Origin of the sequence: Corynebacterium sp. A21, assembly GCF_052266655.1 — a bacterium.
Taxonomy (GTDB): domain Bacteria; phylum Actinomycetota; class Actinomycetes; order Mycobacteriales; family Mycobacteriaceae; genus Corynebacterium.
Genome location: NZ_JBQPQY010000012.1, coordinates 33,540 through 55,105 on the forward strand (window position 1 = coordinate 33,540; position 21,566 = coordinate 55,105).

Consider the following 21,566-nt stretch of genomic DNA (forward strand, 5'->3'; position numbering starts at 1 on the left):
CTACATTGTGGCAGACACCCTGGACATGAGAGTTCCGGCAACCCGTTCCAGGTCCGCAATCATGTTCGGGACAGATTCCGGGTGATACTCATGGATCAACACCCGGTAGGTCAGGGCACGGAGCAGCAGTTGATCCAGTGCCGGCAGATGGTCGAAGCGATCCAGGATCCCGGTGTCCACCGCCCCGGCCAACAGGCCATCGATCATCACCAGCGCAGCAGAATAGCCGTGCGGGTGGGCCACCGCCACCAGATCGGTGACCGCAGGGGCCTGATATCCCGAAAAGAGTGTGGTGGCCAGCAGATCAGCGTGACAGACCTGGTCCGGGGCCGCCACCGGGGCCATCAGGGCGAAAAGCTTCCCCGCCAGATCATTGACCCCGGGATCAGCACTGGCCCAGGCCTCACGATCAGCCCGGGTGAAGGGATCCTCCCCACTGCTGAGCGCGAAAGCCGGGATCTCCACCTCACTCAGCGCGTCGTCGAGAAGCAGGGCGGCGTGGACGACCTCATCGACCCGGCGCGCCGGAGCCCCGTCAATATGGTTGGCGGCCCGCCAGCCGGAAACCACGTAGCGGCCGTCCGTGGCGCGGATCGGCCGGGCGACGCGCAGTCCCGGGATACGAAGCTTTTCCCGGGTCTTGGCGGACCAGGCAGCCTGATCCGCGGAAACCGCCCGGGAGAACACCACGGTGCCCACCAGCCAACCATGATCCCAGGCGGCACCGGCGGGTTTCGGGGTGCCGGGCTCCACATGGAAGCCCGACTGCACATGCTCCGGGAGTTGCGGGTTGAAGTTCACAGCACCATCACTCATGGCACCAGGTTAGGGTACGGCCAGGGATTGGCGATACAGGTCTGGTTGTCATCGGCATACACCTCGTTGGGATCCACGGCGTGGAGCCCGGAGTTATTCAGGCTCAGGGTCTGCTGCATCATGATCGGGGCGAGTTCCCCCTCAGCGGCACAGGGTTCATGCCCGTAATAGCCCAGACCGTGGCCGACCTCGTGGCTGATCAGGTACTGGCGGTAGGAGCCGAGATCCCCCTCGAAGGGAGCGGCCCCGCGGACCCAGCGCGATTCGTTGATCACCACGCGGTCGCCCATGGAGGTGTAGCAGCTGGTCTCCATGGCCAGGTCATTGCCGCAGAGCTCGTGGGTGGTGCCCACCGAGGTCAACTGGATCCGCATGGTGGGATCCTGGTCCGGGGCGACATGCTCGAAGCGGTAACGCGGATCAGCGGTCCACCCCATCGGATGGGACAAGGTCGCGTCAATCATGGCGGCCAGGGCATCATCGCCGCCGATATTGGCGGTGTTGACGCCCTCCTCCACCTCAATGACATAGCGGACGACCTGTTCTTGGCCCTGCCCGACGGCTAATCCGGGCAGGCCGATGACCCGGTAGGTGCCCGCACCGTGTTCGGTGAAAGCCCCTCCCGGGGGAAGTTCCGTGGGACCCACCACCGGCGGCTCACTGTCCGCCGGGTTCGGGCCACGTGGCGCATCCTCGATCTGGGACACCTCCGTCTGGGAGTCCCCCAGGGCGGCATCCTCCGTGGATGGGGTGGCCTCGGGGGTGGTGAAGATATCCACCAACACCCAGATGGTGATCACCGCAAGAACCGGGATCGCATATGCCCGCCACCCCAGATCCCGGGCGTAGCGGACCCACAGGGCTTCTGCTGCCATCGGTGGTTAAGCGCCGGCGAAGCCGACAGTGCGCGGGGCGGAGGTACCGACCTCGACATAAGCGATCTGGGTGACGTTCACAACGAACTTGGAGCCCTTGTCATCCTGCAATTCGAGGATTCCGGCGTCAGAGGAAATCGCCTCCTTCACCTTGGTCACCACGACCTCCTGGCTCTCTTCGGTGCTGATGACCAGTTCGCGGGGGGACTGGGTGAGACCGATCTTGATATCCACTTGATAATCCTCTTTCAGTACATCGATTACGGGGGCCGTCCCCATCATAGTAATGACCGGTTAGTATCAAGGTTGTGTCTGCACAACGCTCTGGCCCCACCTTCGCTGAGTTGGGAGTCGCCGTCGAGATCACCGAGGCGCTCACCGCCGTAGGTATCACCCATACTTTCGCCATCCAGGAGTTGACTCTCCCACTGGCGCTCGACGGAACTGACCTGATCGGTCAGGCCCGGACCGGGATGGGAAAAACACTCGGATTCGGCGTCCCCTTATTGGACCGCGTCTTCGATGCCGCTGATGTCGCTGAACTTGATGGCACCCCCCGCGCTCTGGTCATCGTCCCCACCCGCGAGTTGGCGGTGCAGGTCGGCGAGGATCTGGAACGTGCCGCGAAGAACCTGCCCGTCCGAATCACCACCATCTATGGTGGTCGTCCCTATGACGAGCAGATCGCCATGCTCGAGTCCGGGGTCGACGTGATCGTCGGAACCCCCGGCCGATTAATCGATCTCCACCAGCGTGGTGCGCTGACCCTCAACCAGGTTGCCGTCCTCGTGCTCGATGAAGCTGATGAGATGCTCGACCTGGGTTTCCTCCCGGATATCGAAAAGCTGATGAAGGCACTGACCCACCAGCACCAAACCATGCTCTTCTCCGCGACGATGCCCGGCCCGATTCTGACCCTGGCACGTAGTTTCCTGGATAAACCGGTGCACATCCGGGCCGAAGAGGTCGGTGCCAACCAGACTCACGCCAGTACCCGCCAGGTGGTCTTCCAAGCGCACCGAATGGATAAGTCGGCGATCACCGCCCGCATGCTCCAGGGTGAGGGTCGTGGCAAGACGATCATCTTCGCCCGCACCAAGCGCACCGCCGCTGAGGTCGCCGATGACCTGGCCAGCCGTGGTTTCGCGGTCGGCGCGGTGCACGGCGACATGGGCCAGCCCGCCCGGGAGAAGTCCCTGCAGAACTTCCGTGAGGGCATCGTGGAGATCCTCGTGGCCACCGATGTCGCCGCCCGCGGCATCGACATCGACGATGTCACCCATGTGATCAACTTCCAGACCCCGGATGACCCGATGACCTATGTCCACCGGATCGGCCGCACCGGCCGCGCCGGGCATACCGGTACCGCAGTGACCCTGGTCGGTTATGACGAGCTGTCCAAGTGGCGCTCCATCAATGAGGAACTCGGCCTGGAACAGCCGGACCCGCCGCAGTGGTTCTCCACTTCCCCCGAGCTTTATGAGGCACTGTCCATCCCGGCAGGGGCCACCGAGAGCGTCGGCAAGCCCCGCAAGGTCGCCGGCAAGCCGCTGCCGGGTAAGAGGAGGGGCCGTTGAACCCGCCGCTCCGTCGGACCCGAAAAGATCTCATCGCCACCGCAGTCATCGCCGCGGTCTCCTTGGCGGCCGTGGGTGGGGTCTGGGCCACCGCCCCGATCCGGGGCGCACAGCTGCAACCCGCGGCCTCGGAAATCAGCATCAGCGACAGCCTGGAAGTAATTCCGGAAACGCTGGACGAGGCCTTCACCCTGGAGAGCGTCACCCTCCTCGGGCAGCATCGACCACTCACGGTCGCTGGCCTGCTGATCAGCAATGACGGCTATAATGTCACGGCGCATGACAACACCGGCCAACAGGTCTGGCGCTATGAGCGTGACCGCGAAATCTGTGGCATGGGGACCGCCTGGCAGGCGGTGACCGTGGCCTACCGCAACAATGCCGGTTGTGGGGATGTCATTTCGATTGCCGCGAACACCGGTGAGTACAAGGCCACCCGCAGCGCCCCCGCCCCGGATGAGGTCTTTGCCCTCGAATCCAATGACCGGGTGGGAATCGCGAATCAGGACCGGGTGGAGCTCTGGCGTTCCGACCTGGTGCGCACCGTGGAATACGGCGACATCAGTGCCCCGCAGGAACCCGCGCAGCAGCCTCATCCGGAATGCACCATCACCTCTGCGCTGACCCGCACCGAGCTGTTGGCGGTCACCGAAAACTGCCCGGACGGTACATTCCTGCGGCTGCAGCAGACCACTCCGGAGGATTCCCGGGAGCCGGAGATCACCCAGAGCATTAAGCTGCAGGATCCGGCAGCCCGTCTGGTGGGCATCGGTCAGGAGGGCGCAGCCGTGCATATCAACGGTGAGATCCTCGCCTTTGACGGGGAGGGGCAGGTGCGCCACAAATTGGTGTCACAGCTCTCCCCCGCCATCGATCAGGCCGGAGACGGCTACTTCTCACCAGCCACCGCTGATCTACCGAACCACATGAGCTGGTTCGACGGACAGCGTCTCTATCTCTTCAATCCGGCGGGCCTGAAGGTTGAGCAGATCCTGGGCGATGCCATCGGCACCGGTGTGGCGGTCGGCGGCAAGCTGCTCTACCCCACCGCTGTGGGCATCGCGGTGGCCGATCCCACTACCGGCATCACGGAAAAAACCCTCCCGCTGGAAAGAGCACACCAGGGTGAGGTGTCGCTCTCGGTGGCGGGAGGGACGATCGTCGAGAAGCGCGGCGATCAGCTGGTCGGGCTGATCCCGGGCTAAGCCTCGTGGTACCGCGCGGCCCAGGCGATGGCCGCAGGGTTGAAGATCATGAGCAGGCCCGCCACTGCGGAGATTGCGGTGGCTGCGGCCAGCAGCACTGCCCCGGCTTCGAAGAAATTGTAGGCGATGGGTAGCAGCAGCATCTGCAAGATGGCCACCGGGCCGCGGCCCCAGCGACGTCCACTCACCATGCTGATGGCCCCGGCGAGCACGGTACCGAAGATGAAGATGAAGAAGGCCGCGGTGCCGATCCCCACCCACTGCATCGTCTCCTGAGTGGTCACCACCGAGGGATCTTCATATCCCTGGATGTTGCGGTAGATCAGCAGGGCGGCGTAGCCGATCCCCACCAGGGACTGGAGGATGGCGATGATGCCGGCCCAACGGACAGGAGCGGGGAGATGCGGTTTGATGTCGGTCACGGGAGTTCATTCTAGCCCTCGCCCAACCGTGGCTTCCCTCAGGAAATGGATTTGACCTCTACTTAATTGTCGTGCTAATCACATTTTTAACATTTCCCCAGGTCGCAGGTTCAAGATTCACAGCCTCAATGTGGTCAGACCGACAAAGCTCAAGCTGCAGGACATTAACATTCTGTGATACTGGTCACAATAAGTGGCTTGACCCTAGCAAACTTGGCGGATACATGTCATTATCTTCAGGTAGCAAAAACGACCAGCGCATGACCTGGTCAAGAACTCTGAAACACTGAAGAGTAAACGCCACGTGAACCGCGGCCCAGTTCTTTTTGCCCAGTTCACCGACGAGCATGCACCCTTACTTAGCTGCAACCAGTTGGTCATCCCGGCCCTGGTCTGCCGACCACACTTTTATCTGAAGGAGATTTCATCATGGATTGGCGCGACGAAGCTGTCTGTCGTAACGAAGACCCCGAGCTGTTCTTCCCGGTCGGTAACTCCGGCCCGGCCCTGGCCCAGATTGCCAAGGCCAAGGTTGTCTGCAACCGCTGCCCCGTTACCTCCATGTGCCTGAAGTGGGCACTCGAGTCCGGCCAGGACGCCGGCGTCTGGGGTGGCATGAGCGAAGATGAGCGCCGCGCACTCAAGCGCCGCAAGAACCGCGGCCGTGGTCGTGCCCGCGTCGTCACCGCATAACCTGCCCCTAAGCCAAACCTGATTTCTTTCCGCCTGAAGGCAACCGCTACAGTTGAGGCGAGTATCAACAACTGTCAGCAACAAGGAGAACCTCATGAGCAAGCGTGGTCGTAAGCGTAAGGATCGCCGTAAGAAGGGCGCTAACCACGGTAAGCGTCCTAACTCTTAAGTCATTTAAGAGCGGAAAGACCGGAGCCACCAGGATAATTCCTGGTGGCTCCGGTCTTTTCCTGTGCAACTAATCAGCCAGGTTATCCGCGTTCAACCCTGATGCGCAGGGTGATCTTCTCCACCAGGGTGGGCGGGGCCTCCTTCTGGCAGCATTTCTTCACCAGCGCACGGACCTGCTGCTCAGCGGTGAGCCGGCTATAGCATTCCGGGCACTGCTCAATATGTTCCTGAAGGGCCGCACATTCTGCCGCCGAGAGTTCATCGTCGAGTAGGGCAAAGAGTGACTGATACTTTTCTTCACACCCGCAGGCGCAGGGGTCGTAGTTGTATGTCATCGTCGCGTCACCTTTTCGAGATCATTGCCAGAACCAAGGGTGTCAGGGTGGTCGAGGCCGATCCCCTGCTCATGTGCCACTTCCTTCAACATCGAACGAAGCTGTTTTCTTCCCCGATGCAGCCGTGACATCACGGTTCCCAGCGGAGTGCCCATGATTTCAGCGATTTCCTTGTAGGCCAGGCCCTCCACATCGGCGTAGTAGACGGCCATGCGGTAATCCTCGCTGAGCTGGTTCATCGCATCGGCGATCTTGCCGTTGGGCAGCCGTTCCAGCGCCTGTACCTCCGCGGACTGCAGCCCAGTGGAGTCATGTGAGGAGGTGGTGTAGAGCTGCCGGTCGGTGACGTTCTCAGCGGAGGTCTGCGTGGGCTGCCGCTGCTTCTTGCGGTAGGTGTTGATGTAGGTATTCGTCATGATGCGGTACAGCCAGGCTTTGAGGTTGGTGCCGGGCTTGAAACTGTTGAAGGCCTGATAGGCCTTCATATAGGTCTCCTGCACCAGGTCCTCCGCATCGGCGGGGTTACGTGTCATCCGCAGGGCGCCGCCGTAGAGCTGGTTGATCAACGGCATCGCTTCTTCTTCGAAGCGCTTCGCGAGCTCTTCTTCAGCCATGAGGGCTCAACCCTTTCTTCGGTGCCAGTTTCCCTATTGTAGAAGCCCCGGCATGGTCTGGGACAATGGTGCCATGGCAAAGGCTCCCACCCGGGCGGTTCAGGTGCTTATCGACGCCGCCGTCCCCCACCAGCTGCAGAAATTCGACGCCGGGCAGGATCACTTCGGCCAGCAGGCCGCCGAAGCGCTCCGGGTCGCCCCGGCGCTGATCCTCAAAACCCTGGTCATCAGCACGGATCGAGGTTTGGCGGTGTGCTGTCTGCCGGTCAGCGCGCAGCTGAATCTGAAGAAGGCGGCCGCCGGGTTCGGTGCCCGGAAGGCGGTGATGGCGGATCCCAAGGCCGCGCAGCGCTCCTCCGGCTACATCACCGGGGGGATCTCCCCGCTGGGGCAGAAAACCGCACTTCCCACGCTCATCGATGCTTCGGTGGCCGAGGAAGCACTGATCTACGTCTCCGGTGGGCGCCGGGGCCTGGATATCTCGCTCGCCCCAGCTGATCTAGCACGACTGTGTCAGGCAGACTTCACTGATCTACAGCGTTGATCAGCTCGGCGTGGTCATTGCGGACATTGCCCACCGCCGGGGAGACCGGCCGGATGACAAACCGCTCGAGCAGTTCCGGCGGGGTCAGTGAACCCGCCATATCCTCCCCCGCCAGCCAGGGCTGGATCTCCATCGGTGCCAGAAACCGGGGCATCCTATTGTGTAGCCAGGCAATCGGCTCGGCGGAATCAGTGGTCAACATGGTTGCCGAGAGGCGGTCCAGGCCGGTGGCCCAGAGCCCGGCCGCCCACATGATCTCCGTGTCATCACCCCCGAGGGAGACGAACTGCGGTTTCTTCTCATGCCATTCGTAATAACCGTTCATCGGGATGAGGCAACGGTTGCTCCGGTAGGCGTCCCGGAAACTCGGTTTGCTGGCCACGGTTTCCGAACGCGCATTGAATAGGGGTGGCCCGGTCTCATCCTTCTTCCAGTGGGGGAGCAGGCCCCATCTGGCGGGCTCAAGGGTGCCCACTTCCCCACCCCGCAGGATAGGTATCACCTGCGTGGGTGCGAGATTGTAGCGCGGACCCGGGGTGCCCTGGGGCGCCCGGACTTCCGCAAAGTGTTCCCCCGCGGCGTCGATAAGCGCCTCCGCGGTGGTGAATAGGACGAAGCGACCGCACATACCATCTATTATGAGGGTGTGAATACCCCTGTGTCATCCTCCGCCAGTGTTTGGAACGCCCCGCGGGCCCCGGAGCCCATCAATTGGGTGCAGAAGGTTCCCGGTTCCAAGTCCATCACCAACCGAGCTTTCGTCCTCGCCGCGATCGCCGATTATCCCTCGACCATCGACGGCGCCCTCCGTAGCCGCGATACCGATCTCATGGCAGAGGCACTCCGTGCCCTCGGCGTCGCTATCACCGAGATCGATGCGGAGACACTGCGCATCGAGCCCGCCGAACTCCACGGCGCCCAGGTCAACTGTGGCCTGGCGGGCACCATCATGCGTTTCCTCCCGCCCGTCGCTGCCCTGGCACGTGGCACCGTACTGTTCGACGGTGACCCCCAGGCACGGGTCCGCCCGATGTCGACCATCCTCGATGCCCTCCGCACCCTCGGCGCCTCCGTCGATGGTGAGCGACTGCCCTTCACCGTCTACGGCCAGGGTGCCCCGGAAGGCGGCACCGTCGAGATCGACGCCTCCGGCTCCTCCCAATTCGTCTCCGGACTGCTGCTCGCCGGCTCGAAGTTCCGGCGCGGGCTGACCGTACGCCACACCGGCCCCTCCCTGCCTTCCCTGCCACACATCGAGATGACCGTGGCCATGCTGCGGCAGGCCGGGGTGCGCGTGACCACAGAGCAGAACCAATGGACCGTCGCCCCCGGCCCGGTCCAGGGCAAGCGCTGGGTCATTGAGCCCGATCTCTCCAACGCCACGCCCTTCCTCGCTGCGGCAGCGGTCACCGGTGGCACCGTCACGGTGCAGAACTGGCCGGTCGAGACCACCCAGCCGGGTGATGTGATCCGCACGATCCTGGAGAAGATGGGCTGCCACGTGGAGCTGATCGCCAATGGGGACCACTATGATCTGGCGGTCACCGGCCCGGCAGCCCCGCTACGTGGCCTCCAGCTGGAGATGTCCGACATCGGCGAGCTGACCCCCACCGTCGCCGCCCTGGCCGCCCTGGCAAGCACTGAGTCCCGCCTGACCGGCATCGCGCACCTGCGTGGCCATGAGACTGACCGGCTGGCGGCACTAACCAGCGAGATCAACCGGCTCGGCGGAGACTGCGAAGAGCTTTCCGACGGCCTCCTCATCCGCCCCGCACAGCTGCACGGCGGGCTCTGGCACTCCTATGCCGACCACCGCATGGCCACCGCCGGCGCGATCCTCGGCTTGGCTGTCGACGGGGTGCAGGTGGAGGACATCCAGACGACCGCGAAGACCCTGCCCGGATTTGAGAACATGTGGGAGGCGATGGTTTCCGCTAATGGCTAGGTCCTGGGATGAATCCGATATCCGTGTCCGCCCGGGCAGGGGCACCCGCCCCCGCACCAAGGAGCGACCCGCGCATGACGACGCCGAGTTCGGCATGGTCGTCACCAAAGACCGCGGTCGCTGGGGGGTGGTGCTCGACGGGCGTGAGGACGCCGTCGTAACCATGCGTGCCCGGGAACTCGGCCGCACCGCCATCGAGGTGGGCGACCGCGTGGGCATCGTCGGCGACACCTCCGGTCAACCGGGAACGCTGGCCCGCATCGTGAAACTCGCGGAACGCACCTCCGTCCTGCGCCGCACCGCCGATGACACCGACCCCTATGAACGCATCGTGGTGGCCAACGCCCAGCAGTTGTTGATTGTCGCCGCAGTGGCCGATCCCCCGCCGCGCTCGGGTTTCGTGGAGCGTTCCCTGATCGCCGCTTTCGTCGGAAATCTCAAGCCGATTCTCTGCCTGACCAAATCCGACCTGGCGGACCCCGCCGAGTTCGCCGCCGAGTTCGCCGACCTGGAGGTCCCGGTCGTCGTCTGCGGTATCGACGATCCCCTCGACCCGGTCCTCGACATTGTCGAGGGTTCAGTGACTGCCCTCATCGGCCACTCCGGGGTCGGCAAGTCAACCCTGGTCAACCGCATCGTCCCCGATGCCAACCGGGAGACCGGGGTGGTCTCGGGTGTGGGCAAGGGCCGCCACACCTCCACCCAGTCGGTGGCCTTCCCCGTCAAGGACGGCTGGATCATCGACACTCCCGGTATCCGCTCCTTCGGGCTGGCCCACGTCAACGCCGACACCGTGGTCGGGGTCTTCGAAGACCTCGCGGTAGCCGCCGAAAACTGCCCGCGGGGCTGCACCCACATGGGACCACCCGCAGACCCGGAGTGCGCCCTGGATACGCTCGAAGGTGCCAGTGGCCGCCGCGTGATCGCCGTGCGTTCACTGCTGGAGGCACTACGCACCAACGAAGACTGGGATTAACCACCGATGACGAAGATTCCGTTGAACCGCCTCGCAGTGATCGCTGCCATCATCGGGATTCTGACCGGTCTCTTCGTCGCGGCCCTGAACTGGTCCGCCATCTGGGTGGAGCGGCTGATCTACGGCACCGATCATCTCTACAACTCCGATCCCACCACCAATGTCAGTCCGTTCAGACTCGCCGTGACCTTGGTGGTGCTGGGTTTGGTGACCTCCTGGGCCTGGTATGCCGTGCACCGTCTCGGCCGCCGCGAGGTCTCCGTGGTCGGTGCGATGCGGGGTGAGAAGGTCCCGGTCCCGGAAACCATCGCCTCCGCCTTCCTGCAGGTCATCACCGTCGCCGGTGGCGCACCCATCGGCGCGGAGAATGCCCCACGCATCGCCGGCAGTCTCGTCGGTGAAAGATTCAGCCGCTGGCTGGACATGGACCTCGACGCCAAACGCATCCTCATCGCCGCTGCGGCGGGTGCGGGTCTGGGCGCTAGTTTCCACCTGCCACTGGCTGGTGTCCTCTTCGCCCTTGAGGTGCTGCTGGTGGAGATGTCCACCCGTACCGTGGTGATCACCATGGTCACCACCACCGCCGCGGTGGCCACCACCGGCTTCTTCGTGGACACCCCGGATGTCTTCGCCACCGTCCCGCTGACCGAGAGTCCCTGGATGTTCGTTGCCGCGGTGCTCGCCGGCATCGTCGCAGGTCTCGCCGGACACTGGTTCAGTCAGTTGGCCAACCGGGCGGCTCAGGCCTCACCCAAGGGGAAGCGGATCCTCTGGGAGATGCCGCTGGGGTTCATTCTCATCGCCGCCATCGCCCACTTCGTCCCCGGCGCGGTGGCCAACGCCCGGTGGACCTCAGACACGGTGCTGGCCGAGGGCATGGCCCTCAAGACCCTGCTTCTCCTGGTGCTGCTGCGGTTGGTGGTGTTCCTGGTGGCTTTCCGGATCGGCACCGTCGGCGGCACCCTGATCCCGGCTTTCGCGCTCGGCGCCATGATTGGCGCGGTCGTCGGCAGTATCGTTGGCCCGTGGCTGGGTGTCCCCGTGGCGGCCTTCGCCCTGCTCGGGGCGGCGGCCTTCCTCGCCACCACCATGGCGGCTCCGCTCTTCGGCATGATCGCCGCGGTGGAGTTCACCGACATGGAGCCGCAGGGCTACCTGCCGGTGTTCCTGGCGGTCGCTTCAGCGGTGCTCACAGTTCGGGTGTGGGCCGTGATCACCGACCGTGAGCAACGCACCTTCCCGGTCACCTATGCCAGCTGGACCGGCGAACTGCGCTGAGCCGACTACTTCAGGACGCGTTGCGGGGTGCGGCCGGAGAAGTGCTGGATCGACTCGATCACATTCGGCCGCAGCTTCTTCAGCAGCTTTAGGCCGGTGAAGAGCCCGGCGCGCTTGCCCTGCGCGTCCTTGCCGACATGCAACTGATCCTCCACCTCGGTGTACTTGGTGAAGGCCCGGTTGGAACGCACCTCAGGGGCGTTGTCCCGGTCCGCCGCCAGGAGCTTATTCGGCAGGGTCAGCTTCAGCAGGGTCTTCTGGACCTTGAACAGCTGAGCCGGGAAGGAGTCCGTGTTGTACGGCAGATCGAATTCCTTGCACATCGCCTCGACGCGGACACCGATCTCGGCGAGCCGGTTGGAGGGCATGTCCGGGAAAATATGGTGCTCAACCTGGTAGTTCAGGTTGCCCGAAAGGATGCTCAGGATCTTGCCGCCACGGAAGTTCGCGGAGCCGAGCATCTGACGCAGGTACCACTCATCATGTGTCTCGTTCTTGTACTGCTCCTTGGTGAAGGTCTCAGCCTCATCCGGGAAGTGGCCACAGAAGATCACCGCGTAGGCCCAGACGCTGCGAATGAAGTTCGCGGTGGCGTTGGCGGAGACGGTGTGCATGTAGTTCGGGCCGGTCAGCGCCGGGAAGAGCACATAATCACGCAGGTTCTGCTTGCCGGCTTTGCGGGCGGACTCCCAGAACTTCGGTGCGGTCTCCTTCCAGGTGGCCCGGCCAGCAGCCAATTTGCCCAGCTCCACGTCATAGAAGCCCACTGCCCACTGGAACAGTGAAGCCAGGGTGAAGTTGATGATCGGCTGGAAGGCGAACATCGGGGTCCACTTGCGGTCACGGGTCACCCGCAGGATGCCGTATCCGACATCGGTATCCATGCCGATAATGTTGGTGTACTTGTGGTGCACCGCGTTGTGAGTGTGCATCCACTGTGAGCTGGGGCAGACGTTGTCCCATTCCCAGGTGGTGGAGTGGATCTCCGGGTCATTCATCCAGTCCCACTGGCCGTGCATGACGTTGTGCCCGATCTCGAGGTTCTCGAGGATCTTGGAGAGGCTGAGTAGGCCGACGCCAGCGAGCCAGAAGGGCTTCTTATGACTGAGCATCAGGGAGGCACGGCCGGCGATCTCCATGTAGCGCTGGGTGCGGATCAGCCCCTTGATGTAGCGGACGTCCTTCTCACCGATGTCCGCCTCGAATTCCTTCCGGATGGCATCGAGCCGGGCACCGATTTCCTTGATGTCTTCATCTGAGAGGTGGGCATATGCCTGAATATTGTCGATAGCCATGACTGGCCTCCTTTATTGCTTAGTGAAATAGGTTAGTTCTTAGACATCGATGCTGACGTCGCCGGCAGCGACACAGACACAGGTGCGAATTCGCGAACCCGGCTCATGGACCTGACCGGAGCGAAGATCATGGACGTGACCATCATCGAGCTGACGGACACAGGTCTGGCAGATGCCCATGCGGCAACCGAAAGGCATCTGGATGCCGATGGATTCACCGGCCTCAAGAATGGTGGTGGCGCCATCAACCTCAACGGAACCGCGCTCACCGAAGGTGACGGTGCCGCCCCGGGCCTCCGAGGCGCGGTCCAGGGTGAAGCGCTCGGTACGGATCTCCATACCGTGCTCTTCCGACCATTCATCGAACTGATCGAGCATCAGTGCCGGGCCACAGGCGTAGACCACGCGCTCAGCGAAGTCCGGGACCATCTTCTCGATCTCCTTCGGGCCGATGCGGCCTGATTCGGAGGTGTAGTTGACGGTGGTGTCCACACCTTCGAGAACATCGCCGAAGACGAGGTCTTCGCGGCGTCGAACCGAGTGCACGACGCGGACATCGCTGACCAGGTTGCGGTCCTTCATGGTCCGCAGCATGGAGATGACGGGCGTGATGCCGGAGCCTGCGGTGATGAAGAGGAGCTTCTCCGGGATCGGATTGGTCAGGTGGAAATCGCCCGCGGGAGCAGCCAGGCGGACCGTGTCACCTGCATTGGCGGTGCCCACCAGGTGGTTGGAGAGCCTGCCGCGTTCCACGGCCCGGACGGTGATGGAAAAGTGTCCACCAGAGGTGTCCGGGGCGTTGGTCAGCGAGTAGCTGCGCCACGTGTATCTTCCGTCGATCTGTACGCCGATTCCGATGTACTGACCAGCTTCAAAGTTGACCGGCACTCCCCAGCCTGGCTGGATAACCAGGTGGATGGTGTCATCATCATGTCGTTCAACCACTTCGATCTTGCCGCGGAGTTCACGGGTGGACCAAAGCGGGTTGATCAGCTGGGTGTAGTCATCGGGAAGCAATGGCGTGGTGAAGCGACGGAGCACTTCGCGTGCCCGTCCCAGCCCATCGCGGGTGGTGGAAGCCATTCTCAACCGTTCCTTCGTTCTGCGATTACCTTACGACACCGTAGCCTACGGGAACGTAAGTTTATTTGTCCATCGGAACCGCACCCTTTTCAACACCATTTACGATGACCTGCGGGAAACCACTGCCCATCAGAATGGGGGCTCCTCCTCAAACTGTGACACACCCTCTTTCTTCAGTTCTTCTTCCTGCCGCTTCTGCCGGACCGCTTCATCCCTGGCCCTCTTGTGGCGCTGCCCCCGCCGCTGCCCGATTGTCTGGACCCAGCGCGCCCCCGCCGGAGAGATCGGCCCCTGCGGAAGAGTGGCGATCACCGTGCCGTCCACAAAGGTGAAGACCGCCTCACCGGTTTCGGGATCCAGCTCATAACTGAAGCGACCATCGGTTTTCATGTTGTGATGGTGCCGGCACAACATCGCGCAGTTATAGGCCGCAGTGGCGCCACCCTTGTCATATTCGAGGCAGTGCTCGACATCGCAGCGGTCCGCCGAGACGGTGCAGCCCGGGAAACGGCAGGTCCCATCGCGGCCGATCAGATAGGCCCGCAGGCCAGCGGAGGCCTGATAAGAATCCCCCTCCTCCTTGAAGTACCTGTCCACCTCGCGCTCCACATCCACCCGCCCGCGCAGAACCTCGGAGGCCCTGGCGTCAAGCCAGCCCGCCCGCGGCACATAGACCGGCGCCGCCGGCACATCCTTGGCGGCATAGAGGTTCAGTACCACCTTGACCTCAGCCTTCCCCCGGAGCAGATCCAATAAGGCCTGCGCTTGCGATATCCCGGCATCTCTGGCCCGTTGCCGGATCAACATCTCAATCTCGGCGATCACCTCCGCGGAGTAGCTCGCCAGCAGGTCTCCCCTACCGTCAGCGCTGACCCGGGTGCTGACCTCCGCATTGTCATGGGTGGACTTCTCCTTGGTGGAGATCTCCGGATCTAGCTCATCCAGAATGGCCTTGATCCGGGCTTCAATGGCATCCCTGCCCGGCAAATGCTGATTCGCCGTACGTGGTGTCAGAAACTCCACCAGCAGTTCATCCACCTGCGCATAGAGATCCGACTTTGCCGGCAATAGTGCCTTCCAGATGCCCTCAAGTCGATGCATGTCCAGATGATAAAGCTCGAGATGTAACTCCCGCAGCTGAGGCAGTTTGCGGAGAGCCTCGATCGACTCACAGCGCTTCTCCACGAAACGCGAGGACACCCCCAGTGCCGCGGCCATGACATTCGTACTCACATCTGCATCGGCATCTTCAGCAGGTGCAATCGCCTCCCACATCTCAAACTCCTGGCGGACCCGTGCCCTGCCGAATCTGGCCAATGGGTTTTCCGGATCATTGACCGTGAAAAAGGGTTCACCCCTCACCGCAGCCATGACTGATCACTCCCCTCCGATATCAAAAACAATTAGCTCACACGTTCGAGAATGAAGCTAGCAACAGCCCTGGACATGCAGGCCCCGAAACCTCGTCACAAGCAGTCCAAAACCCCCCACAATAAGGACCCCGGCCGGGTGACATTGCGCCCCGGGGACGGGTTCCGGAAGCCGTCCCCACGAGGGTTCCGCACACCGGCAACACCATGAAGGACCACCCCCAATCGAGCGGAAACACTACCCCCTTTGTGGAATTAACCTGCCACTTCACCGAAACCTCTAGACAGCTGTCCAGAGCTAAAGAAGACTGTGGCCCCAGACACATTAGAGCTGAGGAGCAGTTGAGCATGTCAGAAAATTCAGGCCAGTCCCTCAAGGGACGAGTGGCAGTGGTGACAGGTGCGGGATCAGGAATGGGACTGGACACAGTTCAGGCCCTCATTACCGAAGGTGCGCAGGTGTTCGCGCTGGATATCTCCCAGGGCAACCTCGACCGAGAACTCGGCGAGTCCGCAGGTGTCACCACCATCGCCCTCGATATTGCGGATTCCGCCGCGGTCAACGCCGCCTTCGCGCAGGTCAATCAAGCACACGGCAAGCTGGACATCCTCATCAACGCCGCTGGGGTGAGCACACCCAACCGCAAGGCAACTGAATGGGTGGACGCCATCAACCACCAGATGACGGATGCGATGAAGAAGGGGGAACCCTTCGCACCGGAGTTCCTCAGCGAGATCTCCGATGAAGATTTTGACCGGGTACTCAAGATCAATCTCTACGGAACCTTCTACACCATTCGGGCGGCGGTTCCCCTGCTCAAGGCAGCCGGTGGTGGCGCCATCACCAACTTCGCCTCGGTCGCAGGCTTCCTCGCCCTGCCGATGCCGGCCTACTACCCCGCCTCCAAGTCGGCGGTTGTCGGCATGACCCGCGCGCTCTCCGGCGAACTCGCCCCCTTCGGGATCCGGGTTAACGCGCTGGCACCAGCGGGAATCAACACCGCGATGCTGAACCAGTCCGGCGATGATCACGTCCAGGCGCTGCTGTCACTGCAGCCACTCAAGCGGCTCGCGGAACCCGAGGAAGTAGCACAGACCGTGACTTTTCTTTCCTCGGATAACGGTGCCCACTACACCGGGCAGGTCTTCTCCCCTTCCGGCGGCGCCTACCTCGCCTGAGCAAGAATCCGGCAACCCAAGAACACCAGAGCAGAACAGGACACCACCATGGCTTTTAACCCCACCGCCCTCAAGCGCATTGAAGATGAGATCAACCGGGACATCGAGCAGGGCGACTACGACGGCGTGAATGTGATCATCGCGCAGCACGGCGAGATCGCACTGCAGGGAACCTACGGTTTCGCCGAGCGTGAGAGCAATCGCCCCTCCCGTCCCGATGATGTCTACCGGATTCTCTCCCTGACCAAGGGATTCACCAATGCTCTGGCCTACCGGGCACTCGGCGAGGGCAAACTGGCGCTGTCTACCCGGGTCGTCGACCTCATTCCAGAGTTCCTCGGTACCGACCCCTTCAGGATGATGCGCAAGGACAAGATCAACCTCGGCCATCTGCTGACCCACCGGGCGGGGATGCCGGCCACGCCGAACCCCGGTCTCGGCCCGGCGGAGTTCGGGGTGCTCGCTGATGTCATTGCCGCCATCGGTTCCATCGATGTGATTCACGAGCCGGGTACCCAGGTCAACTACTCTCCCGCCATTAACCATGCGCTGATCGGCGAGATGGTTCGTCGCGCCTACGGCTACGAGCACTTCCGGGATCTCGCCCGCGAGCTCATCTTTGAGCCCCTCGGCATGAAGGACACCGCTTTTGGCCTACCCAGCTCCCGGGCAGAGCGGGCGGTCCCGCTCAAGGTCAGTGTCGCTCCCGATGGATTCCTCGCCCCGGAGGACATCGAATGCCTCGACACCTACATCACCGAGGATGCCGAGATGCCCTGGGTCGGTGCGACCTCCACCGCTGCGGATATCTTCAAGTTCGTCGAAATGCTCCGCCGCAAGGGCGAGGTCAACGGTGAATACCTCATCTCCCCGGCAGTCCTGGAGCAGGCGACCACCCTGCAGACCGGCGAACTCATGAATGACCTCTACACCATGGTCAACCTCGGCCGTGGCTGGGAGCCACCGAAGGGCAACCTCGGTCTCGGTTTCATCCTTTCGGGCACCGGAACCGCACCCAACTTCTTCGGTCCCTTCACCTCTCCGAGTGCTTTCGGCAACAACGGTGCCGGCTCCACCCTCTACTGGGTCGATCCGGACCGCGATCTGAGCTTCGTCTTCCTCTCCGCTGGTGTCATCGATGAAGCCGATAATGTCGCCCGCTTCCAGAAGATCTCCACCATGGTTTCCGCCGCAGTCATCTGAGACCGCCGCCCGTGACAACCCTGCCCCCGAGGGGGCGTCGTCAAGCAGCTTTGAGAGAGGAACATCATGTCCACCCCCACCACCAGCAAATGCCCCGTTGCGCATGATTTCGATGCGATGGCAGATGCCTATTACGTCGACCCCGGAAAGTACCTCGCTGATTTCAGCACGCAGACCCCCACCTTCTTCTATCCGCACATGAACGCCTGGATTGTCACCGGACGCCAGGATGCCGTGACGGTGCTTTCGGATTGGAAGAGTTTCTCCTCCACCGCGAATTCCGCTGCGATTGAGGTACCCGAGGAGCACCAGTCGATCATCTCCCCGGATCTGATGACGCGAGTGCTCATCGGTTCAGATCCGGAGGGTCACACCACTGCCCGTGGGGTCGCTCAGCTGGGTTTTCTCGAGCAGGACATGCAGAATCTCCGACCGGAGATCGAGGTCCGGGCCCACCGCATCATCGATTCCTTTGAGAATATCGGCACCGGAAATCTCATCGAAGACTACTTCATTGAGCTGACCACCCAAACCCTGATGGCGCACATGGGACTCGATTATGAGCATGCTGCATTCATCAAGCAACTGCGCGATGATTTCTTCCACCTGCTCTCCTCCGCCCACGAACCGGTCTCGGAGCCGGAGCATTCCACGGTATGGCAGCGCTATGTTGCATCGAATCTCCGCCTCCGGGAGATCATCGAATCCCGCCGCACCTCCACCGCCCGCGACTTGATCTCCCTCATGGCCTCGCAGCAGGATGAAGAAGGCAACTATGCGCTGGGTGCTGACCAGATCGCCATTCACCTGACCGAATTCGCCGCCGCCGGCACGGATACCACCGCCCAGGCGATGGCCAATGCGGTCCTCTTTCTCCAGGAAAATCCGGCGGCCAAGGATGACGCCCTCCGGGAACCCGAGCTGTGGCCACGGGTCTTCGAGGAGACCATCCGCCGACGTAACTCCTCCACCTTCACCTCACGGCTGTCCATGGTCGACGTTGAGATCGGCGGTGCCCACATCAAGGCCGGTGACCGGATCCTGGTCTCCCTGACCTCCGCAAACACCGATGCCGACTATGTTGATCGCCCCTTCGAGTTCGATATCCACCGGCCGGACCCGACAGATCACCTCGGCTTCTCCACTGGCCGCCACAAGTGTCTGGGCAACCCGCTGGCCCGGGTTCAGGGGCCGGTGGGACTGCAGGTCCTCTACGGGCGGTTGCCCTCCCTCACGGTGGAGGATCCGGAGGCACTGGATTTTATCCGCTTCGCCTTGCTTCCCGCCCGCCGCTCACTCTGGGTGACCTGGGAGCTGGCGGATATTGAGCTTTCCAAGCAGCAGGTTCTGCGCACTCTCACGCTGCGGGTCTCGGAACGCCGCACCGAATCCGAGGGCGTGATCTCCCTGACTCTGGTACACCCGGATGGCGGCGAACTGCCCAAGTGGAAGCCGGGCGCCCACATTGACCTGCACCTCCAGGGCCCAGACGGCGAAGAGCTGATCCGCCAGTATTCGCTGTCCTCCGACTGCGATGACCAGTCCTGCTACCGCGTGGGTATCCTCCGCGAACCCGCCGGCCGTGGTGGCTCCGCCGCCGCCCACGACACCCTCCTCGAAGGCGGCACCGTCACCGTGTCCTGGCCGCGTAACAATTTCCGCTTCGCCGAGGCCGAGCACTACCTCTTCATCGCCGGTGGCATCGGCATCACCCCGCTCCTCGCCATGATCCGGGAAGCCGAGCGTCAGGGCAAGGACTGGACGCTGCTCTACGGTGGCCGCACCCGCAGCTCCATGGCCTTCCTTCCGGAGCTGGCCGCCTTCAGCGAGCGCGTGCAACTGGTACCCCAGGACGAACTCGGCCACCTCGACCTGGACACCGCGCTTATCGACGCCGCGCCGAACACGCTGATCTACACCTGCGGCCCCGAGGGCCTGCTGCAGGCCGTGGAGGCCCAGGCGGCACACTGGCCCAAGAGCAGCCTGCGCCTTGAGCGCTTTGCGCCGAAGCAGATCTCCCGGGACTACGCCGACCAACCCTTTGAGGTGGAATTCACCGGGTCTGGGAAGACGGTCACGGTTGGAGCCAGCGAGTCCATCCTCGACGCCGCCAAGCGTGAAGGCATGCCGGTGATCTCCTCCTGTGAGACCGGTACCTGCGGCACCTGTGAAACCCCGGTCGTTGCCGGTTCCATCGATCATCGGGACTCGATCCTCACCTCGGCGGAGCAGGAAGCGAATGACACCATGATGATCTGTGTCTCGCGGGCGGCGCCAAGCTGCCCCCGGCTGGTGCTCCAGCGCTGAGCTGCCCTCAGTCCTCACCGAAGAGTGCCAGCCATTGTTCGGTGAGGCTGGCCAGCACCCGTTCCTCATTCTCGATGTGCCCTCGGCCGTAGAGGAAGGAGAAGGTGCGGTCAAGGCCCATCCACAGGGTGATGAAGTGCTGCCGGCGGTGGCCCTGTTCCAGCCCGGGCAGGGAGTTGCTGATCCGCTGGATCATGGACCACCATTCGGCGGCCACCGTCTCGTCCTCGGACATCGCCTGTTCCACGGTGGTGAACTCCACCCGGTACGTGCGCCACAGGTCTTTCATCCGCTCCAACCAGGCCCGGATCGTTTCCTCGGAGTGTACCGGGGTCCGGACCAGTTCCTGGAAGGGTTGCGCCAGTTGGGCCTCCATCTCCTGCATCCGGGCCAGCACCAGGTCCGGTTTATTGCGGAAATGCAGGTAGAGATTCGCTCGGCTGCCACCGGCATGCTTGGCTATCTGGTGCATGCTGGTGGGACCGTATCCGTTCCAGGTGAACAGCTCGAAGGCGGCTGCGAGAAACTTCCGCCGGGTTTCGGCGTTCTTCTGCTCGTAGATGCTCATCGGCGCTCCCTGTCAACGGATCTGTCAACGGATATGAAAAACTGCACCTCGGTAGCAACGCACTGGCGACGCGGAGAGGTGCAGCCGGAAAACTTGAGAGCCTAGAGCAGTTCCACCAGGAACGGCAGCTCAGTCGGGTCGTACCAGGCCATGAAGTTGTCCTGGGCGTCACCGACGGTTAGTTCGGCGTCGGTCTCCCCCAGGTCAGAGGCATCGATGACCTCGACGGCAGCTTTGGTCTGCTCCTCGGATGCTTCAATGTCCACGTGGATCGCGGCAATCTCTTCGAGCTTGATCTGCGCCGGTGAGATCTTGACCACGGATTCACCATTGTCCGGATCAAGGGTCACCTGTTCATCGGGGATGTCTGCGGAGATGACCACCCGGCGGTGCGGGAACTTCTCTTCATCTCCGATGGCCAGCAGGCGCAGGGAGGCCTCGGAGGCGTCCAGGAAGGCGGCGTGCGCGATTTCCTCTTCATCACCGGCGGTGTAGAACTCGATCAGAGCCGGGGTCATGGCGAAGCCATATCCGGAGCGTGCGGTGATCACCGAGTGTTCGTTCAGCTCGGCGAGCAGGGCGAAGGTGGCAGGGAAATATACGCGCATGCGGTCTAGAACTCTCCCTCGATGTCGAAAAGGTTCTGGATCTCCACGATCGCACGGTCAAACTGCTGGTAGTACACGCCCACCAGGCCAGCTTCGACCGCGGCGCGGACGTTCAGGATGGAATCATCGATGAGGACGCAGTCATTCATCGGCAGCTCGAGAGAATCTGCGGCGATCTGGAAGGCCTCGGACTCGGGCTTTTCGACGCCGATCTCACCGGAGAGCAATACGGCATCAACGACGCCGCGCAGTTCCCACTCGTGGATCGGTGCCGCGGCGGGACCGCCTGGGTTGTTGGAGAGGATGGCGGTTCCCACACCGTTTTTACGGGCGGCCGCGAAGAGGTTACGCCAGCGACGCTGGTCCTCCTCCGTGCCGTCCAGGACACCCGCATAGTCGACAATCAATCCACGCACATTTGCTCCTTCTTCACCGCGTTGTTGTGCCACAATGATACCTAGCCCATTGCAGCTCTGCCCTGTCTGAAATACAGGGAGATGTC

The 21,566-nt window shown here is 62.6% G+C and carries 24 protein-coding genes; 11 read left to right on the plus strand and 13 right to left on the minus strand.

Annotation, left to right across the window (positions count from 1 at the left end):
- From ACTU46_RS13565 to ACTU46_RS13575, 3 genes are read right to left on the minus strand one after another with little or no spacing between them, the layout of a single operon-like run.
- On the minus strand, positions 1 to 816 hold the full coding sequence (locus tag ACTU46_RS13565; protein ID WP_443382577.1) for a TIGR02569 family protein: 816 nt from the start codon (positions 814 to 816) through the stop codon (positions 1 to 3).
- Positions 813 to 1,691, minus strand: a complete 879-nt coding sequence (locus tag ACTU46_RS13570; RefSeq protein ID WP_443382579.1) for a DUF3152 domain-containing protein — start codon at positions 1,689 to 1,691, stop codon at positions 813 to 815. Before ACTU46_RS13570 ends, ACTU46_RS13565 begins: the two co-directional genes overlap by 4 nt.
- Before the next feature lie 6 nt (positions 1,692 to 1,697).
- Positions 1,698 to 1,925, minus strand: coding sequence for a DUF3107 domain-containing protein (locus ACTU46_RS13575; protein ID WP_443382581.1), 228 nt, complete (start codon positions 1,923 to 1,925; stop codon positions 1,698 to 1,700).
- Positions 1,926 to 1,999: 74 nt separating this feature from the next.
- Here ACTU46_RS13575 and ACTU46_RS13580 point away from each other — a divergent pair, with 74 nt between their 5' ends.
- Complete coding sequence (locus tag ACTU46_RS13580) at positions 2,000 to 3,268, plus strand: DEAD/DEAH box helicase (protein WP_443382584.1); 1,269 nt, start codon at positions 2,000 to 2,002, stop codon at positions 3,266 to 3,268.
- Entirely contained in the window at positions 3,265 to 4,473 is a 1,209-nt protein-coding gene (locus ACTU46_RS13585) for an Rv3212 family protein (RefSeq protein ID WP_443382587.1), read from the plus strand. The genes ACTU46_RS13580 and ACTU46_RS13585 overlap by 4 nt, the downstream gene beginning before the upstream one ends.
- On the opposite strand, the gene ACTU46_RS13590 is transcribed toward ACTU46_RS13585, so the two are convergent.
- Positions 4,470 to 4,895: a hypothetical protein gene (locus tag ACTU46_RS13590; RefSeq protein WP_443382590.1), complete on the minus strand. Its 426-nt coding sequence runs from the start codon at positions 4,893 to 4,895 to the stop codon at positions 4,470 to 4,472. The two genes, ACTU46_RS13585 and ACTU46_RS13590, sit on opposite strands and share 4 nt — an antisense overlap.
- Positions 4,896 to 5,324: 429 nt before the next feature.
- On the opposite strand from ACTU46_RS13590, the gene ACTU46_RS13595 reads away from it, so the two are divergent.
- Together ACTU46_RS13595 and ACTU46_RS13600 are read left to right on the plus strand one after the other, a co-directional pair.
- Positions 5,325 to 5,588 (plus strand): WhiB family transcriptional regulator, encoded by a 264-nt coding sequence (locus ACTU46_RS13595; RefSeq protein WP_156230235.1) that lies wholly within the window; start codon positions 5,325 to 5,327, stop codon positions 5,586 to 5,588.
- A gap of 94 nt (positions 5,589 to 5,682) precedes the next feature.
- On the plus strand, positions 5,683 to 5,757 hold the full coding sequence (locus tag ACTU46_RS13600; protein WP_096877815.1) for a 50S ribosomal protein bL37: 75 nt from the start codon (positions 5,683 to 5,685) through the stop codon (positions 5,755 to 5,757).
- A gap of 82 nt (positions 5,758 to 5,839) precedes the next feature.
- Here ACTU46_RS13600 and rsrA read toward each other — a convergent pair whose 3' ends face one another.
- On the minus strand, positions 5,840 to 6,094 hold the full coding sequence (gene rsrA, locus ACTU46_RS13605) for a mycothiol system anti-sigma-R factor (protein ID WP_443382593.1): 255 nt from the start codon (positions 6,092 to 6,094) through the stop codon (positions 5,840 to 5,842).
- Positions 6,091 to 6,708: a sigma-70 family RNA polymerase sigma factor gene (locus ACTU46_RS13610; RefSeq protein WP_443382595.1), complete on the minus strand. Its 618-nt coding sequence runs from the start codon at positions 6,706 to 6,708 to the stop codon at positions 6,091 to 6,093. The genes rsrA and ACTU46_RS13610 overlap by 4 nt, the downstream gene beginning before the upstream one ends.
- Positions 6,709 to 6,760: 52 nt before the next feature.
- On the opposite strand from ACTU46_RS13610, the gene ybaK reads away from it, so the two are divergent.
- The gene (ybaK, locus tag ACTU46_RS13615) at positions 6,761 to 7,252 is read left to right on the plus strand and encodes a Cys-tRNA(Pro) deacylase (protein ID WP_443382598.1); all 492 of its coding nucleotides are present in this window, start codon (positions 6,761 to 6,763) and stop codon (positions 7,250 to 7,252) included.
- Here the strand turns inward: ybaK and ACTU46_RS13620 are convergent.
- Positions 7,233 to 7,880, minus strand: a complete 648-nt coding sequence (locus ACTU46_RS13620) for an SOS response-associated peptidase (RefSeq protein WP_443382600.1) — start codon at positions 7,878 to 7,880, stop codon at positions 7,233 to 7,235. The genes ybaK and ACTU46_RS13620 overlap by 20 nt on opposite strands.
- An 18-nt stretch (positions 7,881 to 7,898) precedes the next feature.
- On the opposite strand from ACTU46_RS13620, the gene aroA reads away from it, so the two are divergent.
- Genes aroA through ACTU46_RS13635 form a run of 3 tightly spaced genes read left to right on the plus strand, consistent with a single transcriptional unit; the run spans position 7,899 to position 11,451 of the window.
- A complete protein-coding gene (gene aroA, locus ACTU46_RS13625) occupies positions 7,899 to 9,197 on the plus strand; it encodes a 3-phosphoshikimate 1-carboxyvinyltransferase (RefSeq protein ID WP_443382603.1) in 1,299 nt (432 codons plus the stop codon).
- Entirely contained in the window at positions 9,190 to 10,173 is a 984-nt protein-coding gene (gene rsgA, locus ACTU46_RS13630; RefSeq protein WP_443382605.1) for a ribosome small subunit-dependent GTPase A, read from the plus strand. Before aroA ends, rsgA begins: the two co-directional genes overlap by 8 nt.
- A 6-nt stretch (positions 10,174 to 10,179) precedes the next feature.
- Positions 10,180 to 11,451: a chloride channel protein gene (locus ACTU46_RS13635; protein ID WP_443382608.1), complete on the plus strand. Its 1,272-nt coding sequence runs from the start codon at positions 10,180 to 10,182 to the stop codon at positions 11,449 to 11,451.
- Between the two features lie 5 nt (positions 11,452 to 11,456).
- On the opposite strand, the gene ACTU46_RS13640 is transcribed toward ACTU46_RS13635, so the two are convergent.
- From ACTU46_RS13640 to ACTU46_RS13650, 3 genes are all read right to left on the minus strand, one after another.
- Positions 11,457 to 12,746, minus strand: coding sequence for a fatty acid desaturase family protein (locus tag ACTU46_RS13640; protein WP_443382611.1), 1,290 nt, complete (start codon positions 12,744 to 12,746; stop codon positions 11,457 to 11,459).
- Between the two features lie 39 nt (positions 12,747 to 12,785).
- Entirely contained in the window at positions 12,786 to 13,829 is a 1,044-nt protein-coding gene (locus ACTU46_RS13645; RefSeq protein ID WP_443382613.1) for a ferredoxin reductase, read from the minus strand.
- A gap of 129 nt (positions 13,830 to 13,958) precedes the next feature.
- On the minus strand, positions 13,959 to 15,200 hold the full coding sequence (locus ACTU46_RS13650; protein WP_443382616.1) for an HNH endonuclease signature motif containing protein: 1,242 nt from the start codon (positions 15,198 to 15,200) through the stop codon (positions 13,959 to 13,961).
- A gap of 347 nt (positions 15,201 to 15,547) precedes the next feature.
- Between ACTU46_RS13650 and ACTU46_RS13655 the strand changes: the two genes are divergently transcribed.
- The 3 genes from ACTU46_RS13655 (at position 15,548) to ACTU46_RS13665 (ending at position 19,888) form a co-directional block, all read left to right on the plus strand.
- The gene (locus tag ACTU46_RS13655) at positions 15,548 to 16,378 is read left to right on the plus strand and encodes an SDR family NAD(P)-dependent oxidoreductase (protein WP_443382619.1); all 831 of its coding nucleotides are present in this window, start codon (positions 15,548 to 15,550) and stop codon (positions 16,376 to 16,378) included.
- 48 nt (positions 16,379 to 16,426) lie between these two features.
- Positions 16,427 to 17,581: a serine hydrolase domain-containing protein gene (locus tag ACTU46_RS13660; protein WP_443382622.1), complete on the plus strand. Its 1,155-nt coding sequence runs from the start codon at positions 16,427 to 16,429 to the stop codon at positions 17,579 to 17,581.
- A gap of 66 nt (positions 17,582 to 17,647) precedes the next feature.
- Positions 17,648 to 19,888, plus strand: a complete 2,241-nt coding sequence (locus tag ACTU46_RS13665) for a cytochrome P450 (RefSeq protein ID WP_443382625.1) — start codon at positions 17,648 to 17,650, stop codon at positions 19,886 to 19,888.
- A gap of 7 nt (positions 19,889 to 19,895) precedes the next feature.
- On the opposite strand, the gene ACTU46_RS13670 is transcribed toward ACTU46_RS13665, so the two are convergent.
- The 3 genes from ACTU46_RS13670 to ACTU46_RS13680 form a co-directional block, all read right to left on the minus strand.
- Positions 19,896 to 20,456, minus strand: coding sequence for a TetR/AcrR family transcriptional regulator (locus ACTU46_RS13670; RefSeq protein WP_443382628.1), 561 nt, complete (start codon positions 20,454 to 20,456; stop codon positions 19,896 to 19,898).
- Between the two features lie 101 nt (positions 20,457 to 20,557).
- Entirely contained in the window at positions 20,558 to 21,064 is a 507-nt protein-coding gene (locus tag ACTU46_RS13675) for a DUF6912 family protein (RefSeq protein WP_443382631.1), read from the minus strand.
- Between the two features lie 5 nt (positions 21,065 to 21,069).
- Entirely contained in the window at positions 21,070 to 21,480 is a 411-nt protein-coding gene (locus ACTU46_RS13680; protein WP_443382634.1) for an HAD-IA family hydrolase, read from the minus strand.
- Between the last annotated feature and the right edge of the window lie 86 nt (positions 21,481 to 21,566).

Bases quoted from the DNA above. Each gene is read 5' to 3' on its own strand.
- ybaK (WP_443382598.1), top strand. From the start codon at position 6,761: ATGGTCTGGGACAATGGTGCCATGGCAAAGGCTCCCACCCGGGCGGTT.
- ACTU46_RS13655 (WP_443382619.1), top strand. From the start codon at position 15,548: ATGTCAGAAAATTCAGGCCAGTCCCTCAAGGGACGAGTGGCAGTGGTG.
- ACTU46_RS13665 (WP_443382625.1), top strand. From the start codon at position 17,648: ATGTCCACCCCCACCACCAGCAAATGCCCCGTTGCGCATGATTTCGAT.
- ACTU46_RS13620 (WP_443382600.1), bottom strand. From the start codon at position 7,880: ATGTGCGGTCGCTTCGTCCTATTCACCACCGCGGAGGCGCTTATCGAC.
- ACTU46_RS13610 (WP_443382595.1), bottom strand. From the start codon at position 6,708: ATGGCTGAAGAAGAGCTCGCGAAGCGCTTCGAAGAAGAAGCGATGCCG.
- ACTU46_RS13595 (WP_156230235.1), top strand. From the start codon at position 5,325: ATGGATTGGCGCGACGAAGCTGTCTGTCGTAACGAAGACCCCGAGCTG.
- ACTU46_RS13640 (WP_443382611.1), bottom strand. From the start codon at position 12,746: ATGGCTATCGACAATATTCAGGCATATGCCCACCTCTCAGATGAAGAC.
- rsrA (WP_443382593.1), bottom strand. From the start codon at position 6,094: ATGACATACAACTACGACCCCTGCGCCTGCGGGTGTGAAGAAAAGTAT.
- ACTU46_RS13650 (WP_443382616.1), bottom strand. From the start codon at position 15,200: ATGGCTGCGGTGAGGGGTGAACCCTTTTTCACGGTCAATGATCCGGAA.
- ACTU46_RS13645 (WP_443382613.1), bottom strand. From the start codon at position 13,829: ATGGCTTCCACCACCCGCGATGGGCTGGGACGGGCACGCGAAGTGCTC.
- ACTU46_RS13675 (WP_443382631.1), bottom strand. From the start codon at position 21,064: ATGCGCGTATATTTCCCTGCCACCTTCGCCCTGCTCGCCGAGCTGAAC.
- ACTU46_RS13635 (WP_443382608.1), top strand. From the start codon at position 10,180: ATGACGAAGATTCCGTTGAACCGCCTCGCAGTGATCGCTGCCATCATC.
- ACTU46_RS13660 (WP_443382622.1), top strand. From the start codon at position 16,427: ATGGCTTTTAACCCCACCGCCCTCAAGCGCATTGAAGATGAGATCAAC.
- rsgA (WP_443382605.1), top strand. From the start codon at position 9,190: ATGGCTAGGTCCTGGGATGAATCCGATATCCGTGTCCGCCCGGGCAGG.
- ACTU46_RS13670 (WP_443382628.1), bottom strand. From the start codon at position 20,456: ATGAGCATCTACGAGCAGAAGAACGCCGAAACCCGGCGGAAGTTTCTC.
- ACTU46_RS13565 (WP_443382577.1), bottom strand. From the start codon at position 816: ATGAGTGATGGTGCTGTGAACTTCAACCCGCAACTCCCGGAGCATGTG.
- ACTU46_RS13570 (WP_443382579.1), bottom strand. From the start codon at position 1,691: ATGGCAGCAGAAGCCCTGTGGGTCCGCTACGCCCGGGATCTGGGGTGG.